We start from the raw sequence: 19,077 nt of genomic DNA, 5'->3' as shown, positions 1-19,077 counted from the left end.
TCCCTTCGAGCCTATGCAGAACGGGTCGGCCCCGCCATTTCAGGTGTCGCGGTCGACCTGTGCGGGGCCGTGCGGGAGGCGGTCCGAGGCCGGCTGATGCAGGCTGGCAGCATGGGTGTCCCGGGTGCGGACGCCGGAAGAGCGGGGAACTCCGTGGCCGGAAGCGACGTGGCGCTGTCGGGGTGTGTCGCGCTGGTGACGGGTGCGTCCAGCGGTATCGGGGCTGCCACTGCCCTGGCGCTGGCCCGGGAGGGGGCGGCGGTGGCGCTGGTGGCCCGCAGCGCCGAAAGGCTGGAGGAGCCGGCAGCCACGATCCGGGCCCGTGGCGGCTCGTGCGCCGTCATCAGCGCCGATCTGCGTGACACCGTACGGGCCCGGGAGGCCGTCGAGGAGGTCGCCGAGCGCTTGGGGCGGCTGGACGTGCTGGTGAACAACGCCGGTTACGTCGCGATGGGGGCTGTCGAGGAGGTCGGCGCCGAGGAGGTCGACCGGATGGTCGACCTCAACCTGACGGCTGTCCTGCACCTGTCGCAGGCGGCGTTGCCGCATCTGCTGCGTGCTGCGGCGATCGGCCCGCGTGAGGTCGCCGACCTGGTCAACGTCAGCTCGGCCGCGGGCCGTGTGGTGCGCCGCGGCAACGGCGTGTACTCGGCGACGAAGCACGCGGTGTGCGCGTTCAGCGAGGTCCTGCGCCAGGAGGTGACCCGGCGCGGTGTCCGGGTGGGCGTGATCGAGCCGGGGCTGACCTCGACGCGCATGGCGACCGGTCCCGGACTCGCCGCGGCCCGCGGCATGGCGCAGGAGTCCTGGCTGCGGGCGGAGGACATCGCCCGCTCCATCGTCTTCATGGTCACCCAGCCGCCGCACGCCGCGATCAACGAGATCATGATGCGCCCGACGGCCCAGGAGCACTGAACCCACTGCGCGGCAGCCGGCCGCCCGTCGTGCGGCGCGCCCGGGGGGTTATGGCTCTGTGTCGAGGTCGCCGCGACGTCGTCCTGCAACGAGGTGAGCGGGTTCTGAACGGCGATGACCTCCAGGCCGGCCGCCTGGAGCAGCGGGATCACCTTCGACCAGGAGGAGCCGTCCGCGTAGGCACCGTGGACGAGCGTCACGTGGCGTACCGCGGAACGCCTGCGCGGCGCGGCCTGCGCCAAGGGGCCGGCAGCCAGCGACGCTCCGGCCGCACCGGCACTGAGCGGAGAGAACTGGTCACGGGCAACACCACTGTGATCGTGAAAGTGGACACCTGACACACTGTGCGCCATGACTGAGCACGAACATCATGCCCCGGCGCAGCTCTCCGAGGCGCTGCACCGCAGGTTGGAGCGGATCGAGCGGCTCCTGGAGCCCGAGAAGCCGGAGCGCCCGGCGTGGCGCTCGGTCACTCTCGGTGAGCAGCGTTGGGCGGTCTCGGTGGCCATCCTGGCCGCCGTGGGCCTGCAGCTGGCCCTGCCGACCCGTCTGACCATCCACCCGCATTGGATGCTGCCCGCCCTGGAGCTGGCGCTGCTGGTGGCCCTGGTGGTCCTCAACCCGCACAAGCGCATCGACCAGACGTCGCGGTTGCTGCGCATGCTGAGCCTGGCCCTGGTGGCGGTGATCAGCCTGGCCAACGGCTGGTCGGCGGTGAAGCTGGTGCGCGACCTGATCCACACTTCTGCCGCACCGGGCGCGCTGGCGCTGCTCGGTACCGGCGGCGCGGTCTGGGCGACCAACATCATCGCCTTTTCGCTCTGGTACTGGGAGTGGGACCGAGGCGGCCCGGCGGCCCGCGCCCAGGGGGTGAAGTCGTACCCCGACTTCCTCTTCCCGCAGATGCAGCAGGAGGGCATCGCGGAGCCGGGCTGGGAGCCCTCCTACCCGGACTACTTGTACGTGGCGTTCACCAATGCCTGCGCCTTCAGCCCGACGGACACCATGCCGCTGTCGGTCTGGGCGAAGCTGCTGATGATGACGCAGTCGGCGGTGTCGCTGATCACGGTGGTGCTGGTGGTGGCGAGGGCGGTCGGCATCCTGCAGTAGCGGCCACAGGTACTCGTGCCACCCACCACGGGTACTCGGCGATCAGGCGGCGATCCCGTGGGAGGCGATCACCGATCCGCGCAGACCCCGGTGCTCTGCCAGGGGGTGAACGCGTTGGTCACCGAGGACATCGCCGGACGCAGATCCGGGAAGTGGCGCAGCAGCACGGAGGCCATGGTGTTGTTCTCGACCCAGTCGAGACCGATGGGGGTGTACACCTGGGGGCTGTAGTCCTTGGTGAGGAACCGGTCGCTGTTCAGACGGCGCGAGGCCATCAGGATGAAGATGCGGAAGGCGGTGTCGCTGAACGCGAAGCCCTCGGGGCGGCGTTCGGCGAACATGCCGACCATCAGATCCACGCGCTCGATGTCGCCTTCGTAGATCCGACTCAGCTCCCTGGCCCATGCGGGGTCCGGTGTCAGCGACTCGAAGTCCTTGGCGGGTTTGAGGTGGAGCAGGCGCCGGAACTCGTTGTACCTGGGCACACCGATCTCCCGGATGCGCAGGATGTCGACGGCGCCCAGGTCGACGCGCTTACCGTCGGGTCGCTCGAACTCCTGGAGGAACCTGGGGTAGTTGTGCAGTGTCACCAGCCCCGGGTGGGCCGTGCCGAACGAGTAGAAGAGGTCGGTCAGCGAGTGCTTCGCCAGGAGCTCGTAGGCGTGCGGCCCGGCCAGGTCCCGGAATGTCGCCTCCTGCAGCAGCGTGTCGTCGCCGGCGGAGCGGAAGGTCCAGTCGTCGCGGATCAGCGGGTGCATCCGGTAGACCGCGGTGAACTCCTCGGTGAGCGCGTAGGGGACGCCGAAGTGGTCCGTCCTGCCGCCGACGATCCCGCTGATCACCTCGTTGCCGCTGAGCCGGCCCAGGAGCCGACGCAGCCGCTCGCCCTGGAGGCCGTACCAGTTGGCCCGCAGCGCGGCGACGGTGGTCGGGTGGCTGATGACCGCCGGGGTCCACTCGACCGTGTGGATCTTGGCGATGAGGGCGGCGTTGATCAGCCGGGCTCGTTGGAAGAGCTGTTCGTCCGTCCACCGCGGGTAGTCGTCGCGCAGCCGGTCGCAGATGGCGTTGTGCTCGAGAATGAACAGACGCTGCATCATCGCCAGGCCCAGCCAGAATCCCGGTGTGTTCGCCGGATCCTGTCCCTGGTCGTCGGGGATCGCCGCCCCGTTGAGGGGCTCCCGCAGCTTTCCGCCGTCATGGCTACGCAGCCGCCGCTGCGCCTCCAGACTGTCGCCGTAGAGCTGGGAGGCGTCCCACCAGTGGGTGTCCTGGTTGATGAAGGTGGGAGGGAGGCCGTCGCCCGGCTGCCTGGTCGGGTCCGGGATGGTCCGCGGCACCACCATCGGGCGGACCGGCCATGGATCGTCCTCCAGCAGCTCGATGGTCCACGGATCCTCCATGGTGCCCTGCCCATGGCTGAACCAGTCCCGGATCATGAACTGGATCCAGGTGGCGACCAGCGAGTTGACCGTCGTGGCGGGCACGAACTCGTCGCGGGTGAGCAGCGCGCGGCTCACCTCGCGGGGGCTCGGCGAGAGGATCTGGGGCCTGATCTCCGGAAAGGTCCGTCCGGGCGGCACATTGCGGCCGAAGCGCGAACCGGCCATCCCCATCCGTGGGTTCGCGAAGTCGTTGTAGGTGCCGTCGGCCGAGCGCTCGGTGGTGTCATTGGCCCGGCGTGGCTCGATCCGCGGCAGGTTCGTCGCCGGGAAGCCGGTGGTGTCGAAGAGGTTCTTGCGACGCAGCAGGTTCCGCAGGCCGTACAAGATCGCCAGGCCGAGCGGCCTGGGCAGGCGGTCCCAGCCGATCTTGTGGTCGACGAGAAGCGCCAGCTGCTCGTACGCCCGCAGGAAGAACGCGGGCTCGGGCCGGTCGGTAGAGCCAGTCGTCTGCGGTTTGCCTTGCGGGGTGGGCTGCTTGGCCATCCTGGCCTCCTCGGTTCGATTGGAGCCGCCGGTGCCGGCGCTCCTCGGTCGCCTGGCCGTGGAAGGCCGGGGCGACGGAATGGAGGGCCGCGGCCTCGCCGCCGGCCTCGAAACAGCAACCCGCGGCACCGGCCTTCGGCCAGGCCTGCCGCCCGCGGCCCTCCGCGCTCTCCTGATCCGACGACGGCGGAGTTGAGACTCCGCTGCGCGTCAGGCGAGTTGGGCGCAGCCGAGGATGGGGCCTGCGGCCTCCGCCGCGGTGCGTTCATCGTGACGGCTCCCGCGCGAGGACGGTCAGCGCGACGTTGACGGACGAGGTTGCCGTGGCGATCGCCGCCGACCGGGACGGCAGGTCGCCGTTCTTCCCCGCCCGGACTTTCCGAATGTGCTCACGCCGCGCTCACGGCTGCGCTCCCAGCGGCATCGACAACCCGAGTTCACCATCCTCCGGTGCATGGCGCTACCGGGGAGAGCCGAATGCGTGACATGCGTGACATGGTGCGGGCTGTGCGCTCAGGCCGGGGCGAATCTGTTGATTCGCCAACAATCTTGTTGACATTTTGCGGACTTTGCCGACCGTGGATCAGACTGCTTACGCCAGGTCCGGTACGCAGGGCGCGGGAAGCCGATGGAGACGGTGCGGTGAACACAGCGAATGAATATCCAAATTCCGGGAATTCCGCGGAAGGAGATGCCTTCGACCAGGAAATCCGCCTCGCCGTTGTGCTGAACGGCGGTGTGAGCCTTGCCATCTGGATGAGTGGTGTGACACTGGAGCTGCACCACCTCGCGATGGCGCGCCGCTGGCAGCGGTCGGTCTACGAGCCGTTGCTCGGATTGCTGCAGGCCGATGCGCGAGTGGACGTCATCGCCGGGACATCGGCGGGCGGGATCAACGGCGCTTTCCTGGCCCTCGGTCTCGCACGCAATCGGGACCTCCGTGGCCTGCGGGACCTGTGGCGCGATCACGGCAGCCTGGAGAAGCTGCTGCGCAGTCCACTCGACAAGGACCCGCCGTCCCTCCTGCAGGGGGACGGTTACTTCTTCCCGAGACTCGAGCAGGCCCTCGACGGGATCCTCGACGCCCAGCCCCCCACGTCCGCCGATCAGGGAGCCGCGGACAGCTACGGCCACCCGGTCGAACTCATTCTCACCGGCACCCTGTGGGAGGGCCGGACGACGTCGTTCACCGACGACCTGGGGGTGGGGATCACCGAGGTGGACCACGACGCGACCTTCAGGTTCGCCAAGCCCGTCGCCGGCAGACCCGCCCTCGGCGACCTGGCCGTCGACGGCGATGTCGACGGTGTCGTGAAGAAGCTGGCGAGCGCGGCCCGGTGCACCTCCTCGTTCCCCGGGGCGTTCGAGCCGCACTGGGTCGATGTGGAGGCATCAACCACCGCCGGGGACGGACCGTGGCCGTCATCCGCCGGCGGTGCCAACTTCCGCCAGTCGCAGTACGTCCTCGACGGCGGTGTGCTGCTCAACAAGCCCATCCGCCCGGCGTTGGAGGCGGTGTACCGGCAGCCCGCGGGAATCCAGGTCCGTCGCGTGCTCGCCTACGTCGTGCCCGATCCGGGCGAGACGACGACCCTGCCGGGCAAGAAGAACCGCCCGCAGGCCCGGGATGCCGTGCTCGGCGTGTTCACCCGGCTGCGGTCGACCGACTCGGTGTCGCGTGAACTCGCCGAAATCCGTGGCAACAACGAGGCGGTGCGCCTTCGACGTCGGGTCAGGGACCGTCTCGGGGCAGCCATGACAGGCGCCACCGGGGACCTGTCGAAGCCGGCCTGGAGCGGATACATCGAAGTCCGCATCGACCTTGCCGCCCGGATCATCGCAGGACTCATCGCCGCGGGGCAGCCGGCGCAGCGGGACAGGTGGAGTCGGAGCGAGCTGGTCGACGTGCTGCGAGGGCTGCTGTGGCGGGACCGCGGCCAGGCCGCTTCGTTCATCCCCGCCGGCCCCTTGGACCGAGCCCTGAACCGGGCGGGCAGCGAGTGGGACTGGGGCGTGACCACCGTCGAGCGGCTGGCGGACATGGCCGTCGACGTGCTGAGGCGGGCGGTCCTGCTGGCGCCGATGAATACCGATCAGCGCCGGAAGGTCATCGCTGCCCGGCACAGGCTGAACTCCACACTGGAGGAGATCCAGCAGGAGCGGCGCAGGCTCGACGACTACTGGGCCCACGCGCCCGCGTCGAAGATGCCGAGCCGCAAGGCGAAGCCCGGATCGAAGCCCGGATCAGGGACGGCGACGAACAAGGACGAGCTGGAGACGTGGCTCGACGAGATCCTCAAGGGATGGACGCGCCAGGAAGACCGTCAGTGGCAGTACGAACGGGCCCGTGCGGTGGCCGGGGTGCTGCACGGCTGCGCCTCGGACATCGCTGCCGTCGCCCGGATTCCGTGGCCGGCCGAATCCGACCGCCAGGAGAGCGAACGGCTCAGAGCCCTCCACGACTACCTGTTCGGCCCGGCGAGGGGGCCGGCAAGAGCGGCGCGGGTGCCGTGGCGCGGACTTCCGCCCGAGCACGAGGTGCTGCGGCGGATGCTCCGGCTCGACGTCGTACAGCTCTCCTTCTCCGGCGCCAGCCAGGACGTCGAGCAGGAGGTGGAGCTGGTCCAGTTCTCGGCCAAGGATCCGGATCTGCTGACGGGCAGGCAACTCCACCACTTCGGTGCGTTCTACCGTCCGTCCTGGAGGGTCAACGACTGGCTGCGCGGGCGGATGGACGGCGCGGAGCACATCGTGCGCATGCTGCTCTCGTCCGACCAGCTCAGGCGGTGCGCCGTGGTCACGGCGGACAGCGGGGCCAGCTCGCCCGAACGCGCGGCCGAACTGCTCGACGCCGTCCGCGAATGCGCCCTGTACACCAGGTCGGACGGCGACGATCGCAGCTGGCTGGAGGCCAAGTGGGAGGAACGTGAGGCGCAGTGCAGGACATTCCTGGAAAGCATGGTCACCGTCGTTCACCTGAACACGCCGAGGTGGAGGCGCTGGACGCGGGACTCGAACCGGACCGGACCGCCTGGGGCCGCGGTCGACGCGGCCGGGCTGCAGGCGTGCATCGAGGTGATCACCCAGGCGGCTCAGACCGACATCCTCAGGGAGGACATCGAGGCGCTGGCCATCTCGATCAACGGTGAGCCGAGCAGGGACCGTACCCGCGGCGAAAGCGGCTGGCTGAACCTCTACAACACGCGGAAGAAGGACGCTGCCGGGGGCGTTCTCCCGACCCAGGCCCTGTGGGACCTGTGGGCTGAGACCTATCAGATCGGTGGGGAGCTGATCGCCGGGGACGCGGGTAGCGACACCTTCGCCCGCACGGTCTCCCAGGCAGCATCGGTCGCCGTCAACACCGCGACCGCACCGGAGCCCAACTCGGCGTTCAACCTTCACAAGATCAAGCTGGTCGGCACGCTCCTCGCGGCCTTCCGCGGCTACACCCTGACCGTCTGGGGGATGGTCACCTTCCTGACCCGCCGGAGCGGGTTCGGTGCCAACACGGTGGAACTCGTCATCGCCGCCGGCGGGGTGCTCCTGGCCTGCGCCCTCTTCGTGCCCGGCCTGCCCGCCGCGTTCACGCTCGCCGGAGCCCTCCTGCTGCTGGCCGGGGCCTCCGCATCGGCCCTGCTGGTCAGGTCCGCGCCGCCACCACCGACGAGGCCCGACGGGAAACCCTCGACGAACGATCCCGCGTCACAGTCGCCGGCTGAGGGAGCCCACAGGGTGGGACGGCGCCTCGCGGGCGTCGTCGTGCTCCTCGCCGCCGTCCTCGCCTACCTGATCTGGGAATGGGTGGCGCACCACTCGCACGAGTCCGCGCTGAGCGTGCTGATCAGGATCGGCGTGGGAGCGCTCGTCGTCCTGGTTGGCTGGTGGGTGGCCGGAGCCCAGCGCCGCCCATCGGAACCGGACTCGGAGACCGGAACAGCCCGAGCCGGACGCCGCGATCGAAAGCGGTGAACGGCCGGAGCACGGGACCAACGGTTCCACCAAGGCGTGGGGCCTGATCGACTGGTCGGGGAGCACGAGGCACCGGGCGCTCGAAGGCGTGTTGGCCGTCGCCCGGTGCCTCGTGCGTGTGCGCCGTTCGGGTGTCAGTTCGTGGGTGCGCCGCGGCCGCGACGGCGCAGGCGAAGGCAGAGCCCCGCGGCGCCGGCCAGCACGGCGGCGCCGACCGCCGGCAGCTGCCATGACGTCGCGGACGACTGATCGGCGGAGGCCGACGAGGACGTCGGACCCTGCGTCCCCGGCCGTGCTTCGGGCAGGACCTGGGGCGGTGTCGGGGCCGGTGCCCCGGCTGCTGTCCCCGTGCCGTCGAACAGCCCGAACCCTCCGGCGAGCCCGTTCCGGTCGTAACCGGATCCGGGGAGCTTGTCCGCGTACCGGCCGGTCACCAGCTTCTGGTAGGCGGCCAGCGGGAGGCTGTGCCTGCCGCCGAGGCCCGTGGTGGCCTCGCTGTTGAGCGGCTCGACGTCGCCGCTCGCGGTGAGCCGGTACCAGGCGTGGATCTGCGGCTCGGTGAAGGTGCGGGCGTCGGCGGTGGTGCGTTCGGCGAGCTTGAGCTCGTTGTCGCCGTCCTGGATGCCCGCCAGCCCCCAGCTGCGGCCCTTGTCCGGCGGGGCGAGCAGTACGGTGGCCTGGTGACCGTCGGCCGCGCTCACCCGCGAGGCGAGGTAGGACAGCCTGAGCGCGTTCTGCGGTGTCGGCTGGGCCTTGCCGGCCACGAAGTCCACCGACAGCTCGTACATCGGGACCGGGTCCCTGAACTGGAACGACGGCGGCGCGGCGACTGCGTTGGGGGTGTTCGGCCGGCTGCCCGCACCGCCGCCGTCGGCGCCGGTCCCGGCTCCGGGCGCGGTCGCCGTCCTCGCGGCGCCGAGGAAGCGGGAGACGGTGTCGTGGGTCTGCCCGGAGCGCAGTACCTGCTGAGCGGCGCCGTAGTCGGGGACGTCGGCCCCGCTGTCGGCCCGGGCTGTCGTGGTGGCGGCTCCGACGCTCACGAGTGCGGCGGCGGTGAGCGCAACCGCCTTCAGGGTCCTCATGGTTGGTTGTCTCCTCACGCGTGGATGCCGACCCGCGAGTGGGTCCACTGGAACGAGCCGTTGCTGGCGTAGGTGTTGAAGTTCCACCAGGTGTACGTCTGGGTGCTGGGCCACGGATCGCCCACCGCGATCATGTTGCTGGTGCTGTCGTAGCCGTAGATGACGTTCATGTGCCCGCCGCCCGAGGTCCAGCCGATGCGCACCGCGAACGGACGCCCGTTGGCTATCTCGTTGGTGACCTCGCTGAACGAGGCGTTGCGGTTCAGGTCGTAGCCGCTGTTGCGGAAGCCCATGGCGGACAGGCCGTTGGCCATGTCGTCGAGCGTGGCGGGCCGGTCGTTGCAGTCCAGCCAGCGGCCCTGCTGGGCGAGGCGGCAGAAGTCGTACTGGTTGTACTGGTTGTAACCCCAGTAGGTGGCGACCGTCAGGCCGGAGGCGTCCCAGCACCACTCGTCCTGGACCTGCTTCTGCATGGTGATGTCGAGTGCCGTCCAGCTGGTGGGCCGGGTCGAGCTGCACAGCGGCAGGTTCCCGGTGTCCTCGCTGATGAAGGCGTCGGCGATGTAGTAGGCGCCGGACCAGATCCAGCGGTTGTCGTTCTCGACGGTGTCCCCCGTGGTCCGGCAGATCATCGGGATGCGGTCGCCCGGCGCGGCCTGGCCGGAGACCCGAGCCGAGAGGGAGGCCAGCACACGCTCGTTGACGGTGCTGTAGTTCCCCTGCCCTCCGATGACGGTTCCCTTGACCAGACCTGCCTGGGCCACGGCACCGATGCCCAGCGCGGCCGCGGCGGCCAGCACGGTGGCGATGGCCGTCACGGCCGCCCGACGTGATTTCCTGCGGTGTCTGCTCATGCGTCAGATCTCACTCCCCGTTAGGTGAAGCCGAATGCGGGGGAGTCTGGCAGAGCCACGTCAAAACCGGAACGGAGAAGTCCGGGCCGAGTTGCGGCTACGCGCATAGACGGCGCACATCGAGCGTCAACAGGCAGTGGTCGAAGGTGACTTGTCGTTCTGCGGCTTCAGTGGTCTAGTCCACTGTTATCTCATTGTTATGTGCCGTGGGCATATTTCAGACTGTGAAATTTCACAGGGTGAGTGCAATGTTACTTATGATGACGATTTCAGAAGGGGAGATTCGAGAACCCGAAGAAAACCTTATGCGGGGCGGGGTCGTCCTCGCCCGGTGCGGCCCTGGCCCCAATGCCGTGCGTCCGGGTGGCCTACTTGGTTTCGACTCGTCCGATCGGGTCGGGCGGGTTCCCAGCGCCTCGCGGGCGGTCTGCCAGGCCGTGTCGCCGAGGTGGAGCCGGCTGCGGAGGTAGGCGGCGGCCTGGAGGACGGATACGGAGAGGCCTGCTCGCCGGTGTCGGTTCGGGAGACCAGCAGGGGGCACCCGGCGTCGACCGAGGGGACGCATGGTTCTCCCGGTCGGGCCGAGTGCGGATTTCGGCGCGGTGCGGTCAGACGGTGGTTTCGCGCAGTGCGCTGCGCGACACCGGGATCAGTAGGTCGACCAAGCGCTCCACGACGTCGCGCAGCAGGTCGTCGACGGTCAGCATGCCGACCGGGCGGCCGTCGTCGAGGACGGGGAGGCGCCGGACGCCGGCGTTGCGGAAGGTGCGGTACGCGGTGTCGAGGTCGTCGCCGGCGTCCACGGTGGTGACCGGGGTGGTCATGAGGTCCCCGACCGGCTGGGCGGGGCGGGGACCGTGCGCGAGCCCGCGAACGGTGAGGTCGCGGTCCGTCAGGATGCCCCGCAGTCGGCCGTGGTCGGTGACGAGCACGCAGCCGACCGCCTCCTGCTCCATGACCTGCGCGGCCTGGAAGGCCGTCGTGGTGGGTCCCACGGTGACCGGCGGTGTGGTCATCAGGTCTCCGGCCTTCATGACGCGCCCGCCCTTCGGATGCCGTTCAACGAGACCCTGACGTCCGGCGGGCGGTCGAGCGTGTTCTTCACCGTGCAATGGCGGACGACCGCGAGCAGACCCGCCTCCCGTTCGGGCGGCAGGCCGGGGGCGGTGACCTCGATGGACACCGAGGCGATCCGGGCCGGGCGGTCCTGGGCCATGGTGTAGTCGGCGGAGACGTGGAGGCCGTCGCGGCTGAGGCCGTGCCGGTCGAGGTAGCCGCCGGCGTAGTGGGCGGTGCAGGAGGCCAGGGCGGAGGCGCACAGCTCGACCGGGGTCGGCGCCGCGTCCGCGCCACCCGCGTCGGTGGGCTGGTCGACGGCCAGGCTGTGCGAGCGGACGCCGATGGCGTACAGGTCGCCCGCCACCGGGTCGACCTCGATCCGCCCGGGTCGCGCGGTCCGGGGGCGGTCGACCGCGGCGGCCTGGCGGAGCAGCATCCCGGCCAGCTGCCGGGCCTCGGCCGGGGTGAGCGAGACCCAGACCTGGTCCGTGTCGTACGGTTCGCAGAGCGTGTCGAGGACGACGCGGCCGCTGTCCGGCAGGACCTCCGGGGTGAAGCGGGAGACCGCGAGGGTCCGCCCGCAGGCAGTGTGCATCAGCTGCTGAGTGGTGGTGCGGGGCTCGTCGGTCAGCACGGCGCTGCCTCCGGATGTTCCGGGCCCGGCAGGATCACCAGGCTTCCAGTACCCAGCAGACCGCCGCCGGGCGTGCCGGCGGCAGGGCCGATCGGCCCTCCACTGGGCCCCATCGGCCGGGCCGGCGGGGGCGGTCCGGGGTGGGGCCGGGGCCCGGCCGGCCACTGAACCCTCGGAACCCGATGCTGCTCGGAGCCCTCGGAGCCCTCGGAGCCCTCGGAGCCCTCGGAGCCCTCGGAGCCCTCGGAGCCCTCGGAGCCCTCGGAGCCCTCGGAGCCCTCGGAACCCGAGGCCGCTCGGCCGGTGGGCCCAGGGCCGTTGGGCCCTCGCCAGGCACCGCCGACGCGGCGGATGCTCGAATCACCGGCGCTCCCCGCCGGGAGCAGGGAGTGAACCACCATGACCGCCACCGAAACCGCCCTCTCCACCGCCGATCTGCAGCTGCTGGCCGAGGCCGGAGGCCTCGCGCCCTCGCTGCACAACAGCCAGCCCTGGCACTTCCGCGCCACCCCCGACCTGCTCGGCCTGGAGGTCCACGCCGACCTGACCCGCGCCGTCCCGGCCGCCGACCCCGACGGACGGGCACTGCACATCTCGATCGGCGCCGCCCTGTTCAATCTGCGGGTGGCCGCCGCGCACCTCGGCCGCGAGGCCGCCGTCCGGCTGTTCCCCGCAGGGGAGGGCACCCAGCCGCGAGCCGTGCTCGACCTCTCCGCACCGGCCCGTACGTCGCGGCCCTTCGGTGCCGACCTCTATCCGGCCCTCACCCAACGCCACTCCAGCCGCCACCCGTTCGCCAACCGGGACGTCCCCGAGGCGCTCGTCGGCGACCTCATCGCGGCCGCCCGGGAGGAGGACGTCACCCTCACCCTGCTGGAGGAGCACGGGGTGCGCCGGGTGCTGGCACTGACCTCCGAGGCCGAGGCCCGGATCGCCGCCGACGTCACCCGCGAGGCCGAGACCCGCCGCTGGCTGCGCCTCGAACCCTCCTGCGACGGCATCCCGCTCGCCGCCCTCGGCTCGCACGACCGCGACGCCCGCGTCCCGATGCGCGGCTTCGCCGGCCACCCGCCGCGCCACACCACTCCGGCCGCACGCTTCGAGGCCCTGCCCCAACTCGCCACCCTCACCACCCACTTCGACCGCCAGGCCGACTGGCTGCGCACCGGTCAGGCGATGGAACGGGTCTGGCTGCTCGCGACCGTCCACGGCCTGCGGGCCTCCGTCCTGCACCAGGCCGTCGAGATCCCCGACACCCGCTGGCGCCTGCGCGACCCCGTCGACGGACCGGCCCACGTTCAGCTGGTGCTGCGGCTCGGCTACGGCCCGCCCGGTGCCGCCAGCCCGCGCCGCCGGGTGGAGGACGTCCTCGACCCGCCGACGGCGGCGGGGTAGCGGCAGCTCCGTCGGGGTCCGCTCCGTCGGGCGTCGCTCGGGAAGGCCGGTGCCCTCCATGCCGGGATCTGCCAGGATCCCGGCATGGAGGTTCGTCGCCGCCTCCCGGTCAGTCCGACCCGGAGGCGAGGGTGCGTGACATCCCGTCGAGCGCCAGTTGCATCGCCTGCCACGGGCGGCCGCTGTGGAAGGGGCGGCCCGCGCGGAACCGCACGGGGAGGTAGACGCCGAGGGCCTTCTTGCCGAAGCGCCACACGGGCGAGGTGCCGACGCGGTAGCGGTCGCCCGCGTCGGCCGCGACGCGCACCGGGCAGGTGGGGTCGCCGGTCTCCTCCAGCGGTACCTGGGCGAAGGTCGCCTTGTCGAGCATCTCCATGACGCACATGCTGATCGGCTCGAAGGGGCGCGGCTGCGCCAGCAGCGTCGGGTCGATCACCGTGGTGATGTGCTCGGCCACCGCGTGGGCCTGGAGGAAGGCGAGGAAGGCCTGCTTGACCGGGAAGTCGCCAGCGTCGCCGGGGGCGTAGACCTGCGGGTGGCCGTGGACCTGCCGGGTGATGGAGAGGGTCTGCAGGAAGCCCCGGTCGTCGCGGGGCAGGCCGTGGTAGTCCACGGCGGCGGCGTACGGCGGGAAGGCGACGAGCAGGTCGTAGGGGTGGACGGAGCCGTCGGCGTAGCGGACCTCGTCGTGGCCGACCTTCTCCACCACGGCCGAGGTGTGCCCCTCGATGCCCCGGGCGGCGAACTCCCGCTCCACGACCTGGTGCAGCCTCGGCCCGAAGGCCTGGACGTAGCCGGACTCGTAGGTGCTCCAGGTCAGGTGGACGGACGGGCGCAGCCGCGCTCGGCGCAGCCAGGTGTCGAGCATGAACGCGATCTCGTACAGCGGCCCGGCGCACTTGTTGCCCGGTGGGACGAGGAACAGCACCCGGCGGTGCTGCCCGGCCCCGGCGGCCTCCTTGAGTTCCTGGAACCGCCGTCCGAGCGAGTGCATCTGGCGCGGGGTCCACACCGTCCGGGCGTGTTCGGCCAGGCCGGGCACCTCCTGCGGGCGCATCGCGGCGCCGGTGGCGAGGACGAGGAAGTCGCCGCGCAGCCGGGTGCCGTCGACGAGTTCCACCGCCAGGGCGTCCGGATCGACCTCGGCCACCGTGCCCTGGTGGAAGGCGATGTGGCGCCGGAACAACGGCCGGCGCAGGGGAATGTGGAGCGGGTCCTCGGCACCGCCGAACGGCAGGTAGATGGTGTTGGGCTTGAACAGGAAGTCCTCCCGGTCGGCGGCGAGCGACAGCCGGACGCCGTCGCCGAGCAGGTGGCGCAGCCCGAAGGCCGTCTCCAGCCCGGCGAAGCCGCCGCCGACCACGAGGACGTGCGGTTCCGCGTTCATCGTGGGGATTCCTCCCCCAGGCCGGAGTCGAGGACCGGCGGGCCGTCGGGGCGGATGATCCGGCCGCTGATCCCGGTGGGCCGGATGCGCATCCAGGTGTCCCGGGTGCCGCCCGCCCAGGGGTGGGGGTCGGCGTGCCGCTCGAACCAGTGCACGAGTTCCTGGTCGGAGACGACCGAGACCGTGCCGTTCACCAGCACGCTCCAGCCGGTGGCGAACACCTCGTCCAACTGGTCGACCTCGAAGGCGACTTCGCTGCCATCGGTGCGGGCGAGGGTGCCGTCCTCGGCGGTGCGGTAGAGGATGGTGGCGTCCAGCACCCGGTAGTTGACGGGCAGCGCCACCAAGCCGCGCGGCGCCGTCAGGATCACCCGGCCGACGCCACCGGAGCTGAGCCTGGTCCAGCAGGCCGCCGGGTCCAACTCCTCGAGCCTCACCCGGGAGTTGGCGAGGGCCTGGCCGGACGGCACCTCGCGTCCGCCGCCGAGCAGGTCGGTGACGGTGGTGTCGAGCGCGTCGGCGAGCCGGGTGAGGGTGGTGGCGCCGACCGGGACGGGGTGGGTCTCCAGGTATGCGACGAATCCGGCGTCCAGGCCGCCGCGCTCGGCCACCAGTTCGCGGGTGAGGCCGAGCCGGGTACGGCGGTGGGCCACCCGGCGGCCGAGGTCGCCGGGGCCGGACGTCGTGACGCGTTCGTGGACGGTCTTCATGACGACCTCCGTGGTCAGACCGGGGCGCCGTTCCGGACGATCACCAGCGGCACGGTGCAGCGGTGCACCAGGGCGCGGCCGGTGGAGCCGAACAGCAGGCCGCGGAAGCCGCCCAGGCCCCGGCTGCCGATGACCAGGCAGCGGGCGCGGGTGGCCACGGTGGCCAGCATCGGGGCGGGGGAGCCGGTGAGCACCTCGCGCCGGACCCGGACGTCCGGGTACTTCTCCCGAAGGCCGGCCAGCGCCTCGGACAGGTCCGTCAGGGACTCCTCGATCAACTCGGGCCGGCCCGCCTCGGCCGGGCGCCGGACCTCCACGGCCAGCACGTCGGTGCCGCCGATCGCGGCCTCCTCGAAGGCGAAGCCGATCGCGGCCCGGGACGCCGGCGAGCCGTCCACCCCGACCACGACCGGCCCCGGGCCGGAGACGCCGTCGGCGGGTTCGGGGACGAGGGCGAGCGGGCAGTCCAGGTGGCCGGCCAGCGAGGCGCCCTTGGAGCCGGTCGGCAGGGCGGAGTGCGCCTCGCTCAACCGGCGGACGCCGAGCACGAGTTGCGCGGCCTCGTCGGCGGCCTCGCGCAGCACGCGCACCGGCCGGCCCTCGGCCAGCTCGGACGTGATCTCCAGCCCCGGGTGCCGCTCGTCGGCCAGCATCCGGGCGGTGTCCAGCACCGCCTCCCCGGCGGCCCGCAGGCCGATCGCCCAAGGGTGGTCCGCCACGTCGGTGCCCCGGTCGACCGGCCACTCCTGCGCGTGCAACAGCCGCAGCGGCAGATGGCGCCCGGCCGCTTCGTCCGCGGCCCAGCGCACGGCCCAGTGGCTCGCTTCGGAGCGGTCGACGCCCACGATCACGGGGCGGCGGGTTTCGAAGCCGTTCATCGCAGACTCCTTCGTCGGCCCCGGCCGGCGCCGTCACCGACTCTGTGCGGAGCCTTGACCACCTTCATCGTCGGCCGCCGACGAGCGGGCGTGGCAGGGCCGATCGGGCCGGGCCGGCGGGCCGGTGGGCCCAGCCTTTCAGCCCGCGATCTCCTGGGCCGCGCGGCAGTCCGCCGCGTCCGGCCCGGAACGGGGGCCAGGCCTGAGGGGCGGGGCGGCGCCGTCAGCTCGCCGCCTCGGCCGAGGCCACCGAGTGCTTCACGGCGGCGAAGCTGTCCGGGGTGACGGAGATGGAGTCGATCCCGGCCTGGACCAGGAAGCGGGTGAAGTCCGGGTCGTTGCTGGGGCGTTGGCCGCAGAGGCCGACGTGGCGGTCGGCCGCGTGGGCGGTCGCGATCAGGGATTCGATGCTGCGGGTGACGGCCGGGTCGCGCTCGTCGAAGAGGTGGGCGAGCAGACCCGAGTCGCGGTCGACGCCCAGGGTGAGCTGGGTGAGGTCGTTGCTGCCGATCGAGAAGCCGTCGAAGCGTTCGGCGAACTGCTCGGCGAGCAGGATGTTCGCCGGGATCTCCGCCATGACGTACACCCGCAGGCCGTTCGTGCCTCGGGCGAGCCCGTTGTCGGCCATCACGGCGAGGACCCGGTCGGCCTCCTGCGGGGTGCGGCAGAACGGGATCATCACCACGACGTTGGTCAGCCCGAGTTCGTCCCGGGCCCGGCGCAGCGCCTGGCACTCCAGGGCGAAGCCCTCTCGGTAGCCGGGGTCGTAGTAGCGGCTCGCGCCGCGCCAGCCGATCATCGGGTTGGCCTCGGTCGGTTCGAAGGGCGCGCCGCCGACCAGTCGGGCGTACTCGTTGGTCTTGAAGTCGCTGGTGCGCACCACCACCGGGTCCGGCCAGCGGGAGGCGGCGATCCGGGCCACGCCGTGGGCGAGCCCGTCGACGAAGTAGTCGGTGCGGTCCGGGTAGCCGTACGTCAGCTCGTCGGCCAGCCGCCGGTCCTCGGCGGACAGCCGCTCGGGGTGGACCAGCGCCATCGGGTGGACGCGGACCTGGTGGGCGACCACGAACTCGGTGCGGGCCAGGCCCACGCCGTCCGCCGGCAGGCGCCACCAGCGGAAGGCGGCGCCGGGGTCGGCCAGGTTGAGCATCACCTTGGTCCGGGTGGCCGGGAGCGAGCCGAGGTCGGTCTCGGTCGCCTCGTAGGCGACCCGGCCCGCGTACACGTGGCCCTCGGCGCCCTCGGCGCAGGAGACCGTGACCTCCCGCCCGTCGGTGAGCACGCCGGTCGCCGAGCCGGCGCCGACCACCGCCGGTACGCCCAGCTCCCGGCTGACGATCGCGGCGTGCGAGGTGCGCCCGCCGTGATCGGTGACGATCGCGGCCGCCCGCTTCATCAGCGGCTCCCAGTCCGGGTCGGTGATCTCCGTGACCAGGACGGCGCCCTGCGGGAAGCGCTCCAGCCCGACCGGCTCGGCCAGCGCGCACACCGGTCCGGCGCCGACGGCCTCGCCCACCGCGATGCCGTCCACCAGCCGCTCGCCCGTACCGGTCAGCCGGAAGCGGTGCAGTACCTCGCCGTGCCGGCGGGACTGTACGGTCTCCGGGCGCGCCTGGACGAGGAACAGCTGCCCGCTGATGCCGTCCTTGGCCCACTCCAGGTCCATCGGGCAGCCGTAGTGCTCCTCGACGGCCACCGCCCACTCGGCGAGGGTGCGGATGTCGCCCTGGCCGAGTACCGCGCGGATCCGCTCGTCCTCGTCGGTGTCGACCGTCGCGGTCGAGCCGTCCTCGCCGTACACGGCCTTGCGGCGCTTCGCGCCCAGCTGCACCTGGACCACCGGGTCGAGGTGGTGGTCCTTGAGCACCGGTTTGAACACCGTGTACTCGTCCGGGTCCACCTGACCGCTCACCACCGTCTCGCCCAGCCCCCAGGCGGCGCTGATGACCACCACCCCCGGGAAGCCGGTCTCGGTGTCCAGGGTGAACGCCACGCCCGCGCCCGCGAGATCGGAGCGCACCATCAGCTGCACCCCGACCGACAGGGCCAGGGAGAGGTGGTCGAAGCCCATCCGCTCCCGGTAGTCGATCGCCCGGTCGGTGAACAGCGAGGCGTAGCAGCGGCGGCAGGCGTCCAGCAGGGCGTCGGCGCCCCGGACGTTGAGGAAGGTCTCCTGCTGGCCGGCGAAGCTCGCCTCCGGCAGGTCCTCGGCGGTGGCGCTGCTGCGCACCGCGACGTCCGGGTCCTCGCGCCCGGCTTCGTGGGCGAGCTGCCCGTACGCCGCGAGGACGTCCCGGGCGAGCGGGGCGGGCAGTGCGGTGGCCAGGACGGCGGAGCGGATCGCGGCGCCGACCTCGGGCAGCGGGACGCCCCCGTGCAGCCGCTCGACCTGCTCGGCGATCCGCTCGCGCAGGCCGCCGGTGTCGAGCAGTTCGCGGTAGGCGTCGGCGGTGGTGGCGAAGCCGTCCGGCACTCGCACCCCGGCGGGGCCGAGGCCGTTGATCAGCTCGCCGAGCGAGGCGTTCTTGCCGCCGACCAGGCCGACGTCCTCCCGGCCGAGGTCGCGGAAGCGGATGACACGGCGCATGGCTGCCTCCAGACACGTCGAGGGCTCTGTCCCCTACCACCTTCCGTGGGTGGTGGGCGGCGCTTCGAGAGGCGTGCGCCCTCGGCGACCGGACCGGTCGGCCGCCGGATCGGGGCCGTTCGGCCCAGGGCGCCGCGGGCTTGGCCGGGGCGGCGGCGCTCAGCGCGTCCGGTGGCCGTGCTCGGCGGAGATCCGGTGGGCGTGCTCGGCCGAGATCCGGTGGGCGTGCGCGACCATCTCGGCGGCCGCGTGCTCGCCGACGCCGAGGGCGTGGGTGAGCCGGTGGACGCTCCAGCCGTGCCGGGCGAGCAGGGCCGGGAGCGGATGGTGCGGACTCCGCGGAGCCGGCAGGGTCGCGGGAGTCGGCGGTGCGGGCGCGGTCGCGAGCGCGGGCCCTGGCGTGCGGTGGCGGACGACCGCCCGGCGCGGTTCGTCGGCGCCCCAGGCCAGGAACGGGACGACCTCCGGCACCGCGTGGGCGAAGATGCAGACGATGAACTTGCGGATGTTGTCGTAGGTGCGCCGCCCCGCCTCGACGGCCGCGATGATGGTGGCGAAGTTGTCGTCGC

14 protein-coding genes are annotated in these 19,077 nt (G+C 71.9%); 4 read left to right on the top strand and 10 right to left on the bottom strand.

The features are described 5' to 3' along the window. Window positions 1-153: 153 nt before the first annotated feature. Complete coding sequence (locus ACWCYO_RS01300) at window positions 154-915, top strand: SDR family oxidoreductase (RefSeq protein WP_270140480.1); 762 nt, start codon at window positions 154-156, stop codon at window positions 913-915. A 351-nt stretch (window positions 916-1,266) separates the two neighbouring features. Continuing rightward, window positions 1,267-2,025, top strand: coding sequence for a hypothetical protein (locus ACWCYO_RS01295; protein ID WP_449782967.1), 759 nt, complete (start codon window positions 1,267-1,269; stop codon window positions 2,023-2,025). Between the two features lie 68 nt (window positions 2,026-2,093). On the opposite strand, the gene ACWCYO_RS01290 is transcribed toward ACWCYO_RS01295, so the two are convergent. Next, window positions 2,094-3,953, bottom strand: a complete 1,860-nt coding sequence (locus ACWCYO_RS01290; RefSeq protein ID WP_270140477.1) for a peroxidase family protein — start codon at window positions 3,951-3,953, stop codon at window positions 2,094-2,096. A gap of 642 nt (window positions 3,954-4,595) precedes the next feature. Between ACWCYO_RS01290 and ACWCYO_RS01285 the strand changes: the two genes are divergently transcribed. Then, on the top strand, window positions 4,596-7,922 hold the full coding sequence (locus tag ACWCYO_RS01285) for a patatin-like protein (RefSeq protein WP_449782966.1): 3,327 nt from the start codon (window positions 4,596-4,598) through the stop codon (window positions 7,920-7,922). A 134-nt stretch (window positions 7,923-8,056) separates the two neighbouring features. Here ACWCYO_RS01285 and ACWCYO_RS01280 read toward each other — a convergent pair whose 3' ends face one another. The 4 genes from ACWCYO_RS01280 to ACWCYO_RS01265 all read right to left on the bottom strand — a co-directional run bounded on the left by ACWCYO_RS01280 (window position 8,057) and on the right by ACWCYO_RS01265 (window position 11,551). Beyond that, window positions 8,057-9,004, bottom strand: coding sequence for a hypothetical protein (locus tag ACWCYO_RS01280; protein WP_449782965.1), 948 nt, complete (start codon window positions 9,002-9,004; stop codon window positions 8,057-8,059). 14 nt (window positions 9,005-9,018) lie between these two features. Next, on the bottom strand, window positions 9,019-9,858 hold the full coding sequence (locus tag ACWCYO_RS01275) for a papain-like cysteine protease family protein (protein WP_449782964.1): 840 nt from the start codon (window positions 9,856-9,858) through the stop codon (window positions 9,019-9,021). A 608-nt stretch (window positions 9,859-10,466) separates the two neighbouring features. Then, complete coding sequence (locus ACWCYO_RS01270; protein ID WP_270140471.1) at window positions 10,467-10,874, bottom strand: CBS domain-containing protein; 408 nt, start codon at window positions 10,872-10,874, stop codon at window positions 10,467-10,469. A 14-nt stretch (window positions 10,875-10,888) separates the two neighbouring features. Next, the gene (locus tag ACWCYO_RS01265) at window positions 10,889-11,551 is read right to left on the bottom strand and encodes an OsmC family protein (RefSeq protein WP_449782963.1); all 663 of its coding nucleotides are present in this window, start codon (window positions 11,549-11,551) and stop codon (window positions 10,889-10,891) included. Between the two features lie 399 nt (window positions 11,552-11,950). Here ACWCYO_RS01265 and ACWCYO_RS01260 point away from each other — a divergent pair, with 399 nt between their 5' ends. Beyond that, window positions 11,951-12,946 carry an Acg family FMN-binding oxidoreductase gene (locus ACWCYO_RS01260; protein ID WP_449782962.1) on the top strand — a complete coding sequence of 332 codons (996 nt, stop codon included), beginning with the start codon at window positions 11,951-11,953 and terminating at the stop codon, window positions 12,944-12,946. A 109-nt stretch (window positions 12,947-13,055) separates the two neighbouring features. Here the strand turns inward: ACWCYO_RS01260 and ACWCYO_RS01255 are convergent, their stop codons facing one another. The 5 genes from ACWCYO_RS01255 to ACWCYO_RS01235 form a co-directional block, all read right to left on the bottom strand. Then, on the bottom strand, window positions 13,056-14,333 hold the full coding sequence (locus ACWCYO_RS01255) for an NAD(P)/FAD-dependent oxidoreductase (RefSeq protein WP_270140466.1): 1,278 nt from the start codon (window positions 14,331-14,333) through the stop codon (window positions 13,056-13,058). Next, a complete protein-coding gene (locus tag ACWCYO_RS01250) occupies window positions 14,330-15,043 on the bottom strand; it encodes a helix-turn-helix domain-containing protein (RefSeq protein ID WP_270140464.1) in 714 nt (237 codons plus the stop codon). Before ACWCYO_RS01250 ends, ACWCYO_RS01255 begins: the two co-directional genes overlap by 4 nt. A 14-nt stretch (window positions 15,044-15,057) precedes the next feature. Beyond that, entirely contained in the window at window positions 15,058-15,921 is an 864-nt protein-coding gene (locus tag ACWCYO_RS01245; RefSeq protein WP_449782961.1) for a universal stress protein, read from the bottom strand. Window positions 15,922-16,144: 223 nt separating this feature from the next. Continuing rightward, on the bottom strand, window positions 16,145-18,508 hold the full coding sequence (gene ppsA / locus ACWCYO_RS01240; protein ID WP_449782960.1) for a phosphoenolpyruvate synthase: 2,364 nt from the start codon (window positions 18,506-18,508) through the stop codon (window positions 16,145-16,147). 159 nt (window positions 18,509-18,667) lie between these two features. After that, on the bottom strand, window positions 18,668-18,979 hold the full coding sequence (locus ACWCYO_RS01235; RefSeq protein ID WP_449783042.1) for a hypothetical protein: 312 nt from the start codon (window positions 18,977-18,979) through the stop codon (window positions 18,668-18,670). Between the last annotated feature and the right edge of the window lie 98 nt (window positions 18,980-19,077).

It is taken from the genome of Kitasatospora sp. NPDC001683 (assembly GCF_053596495.1).
The sequence above is the reverse complement of the archived record's forward strand: the minus strand, read 5'-3'. Positions and strand labels throughout refer to the sequence as shown.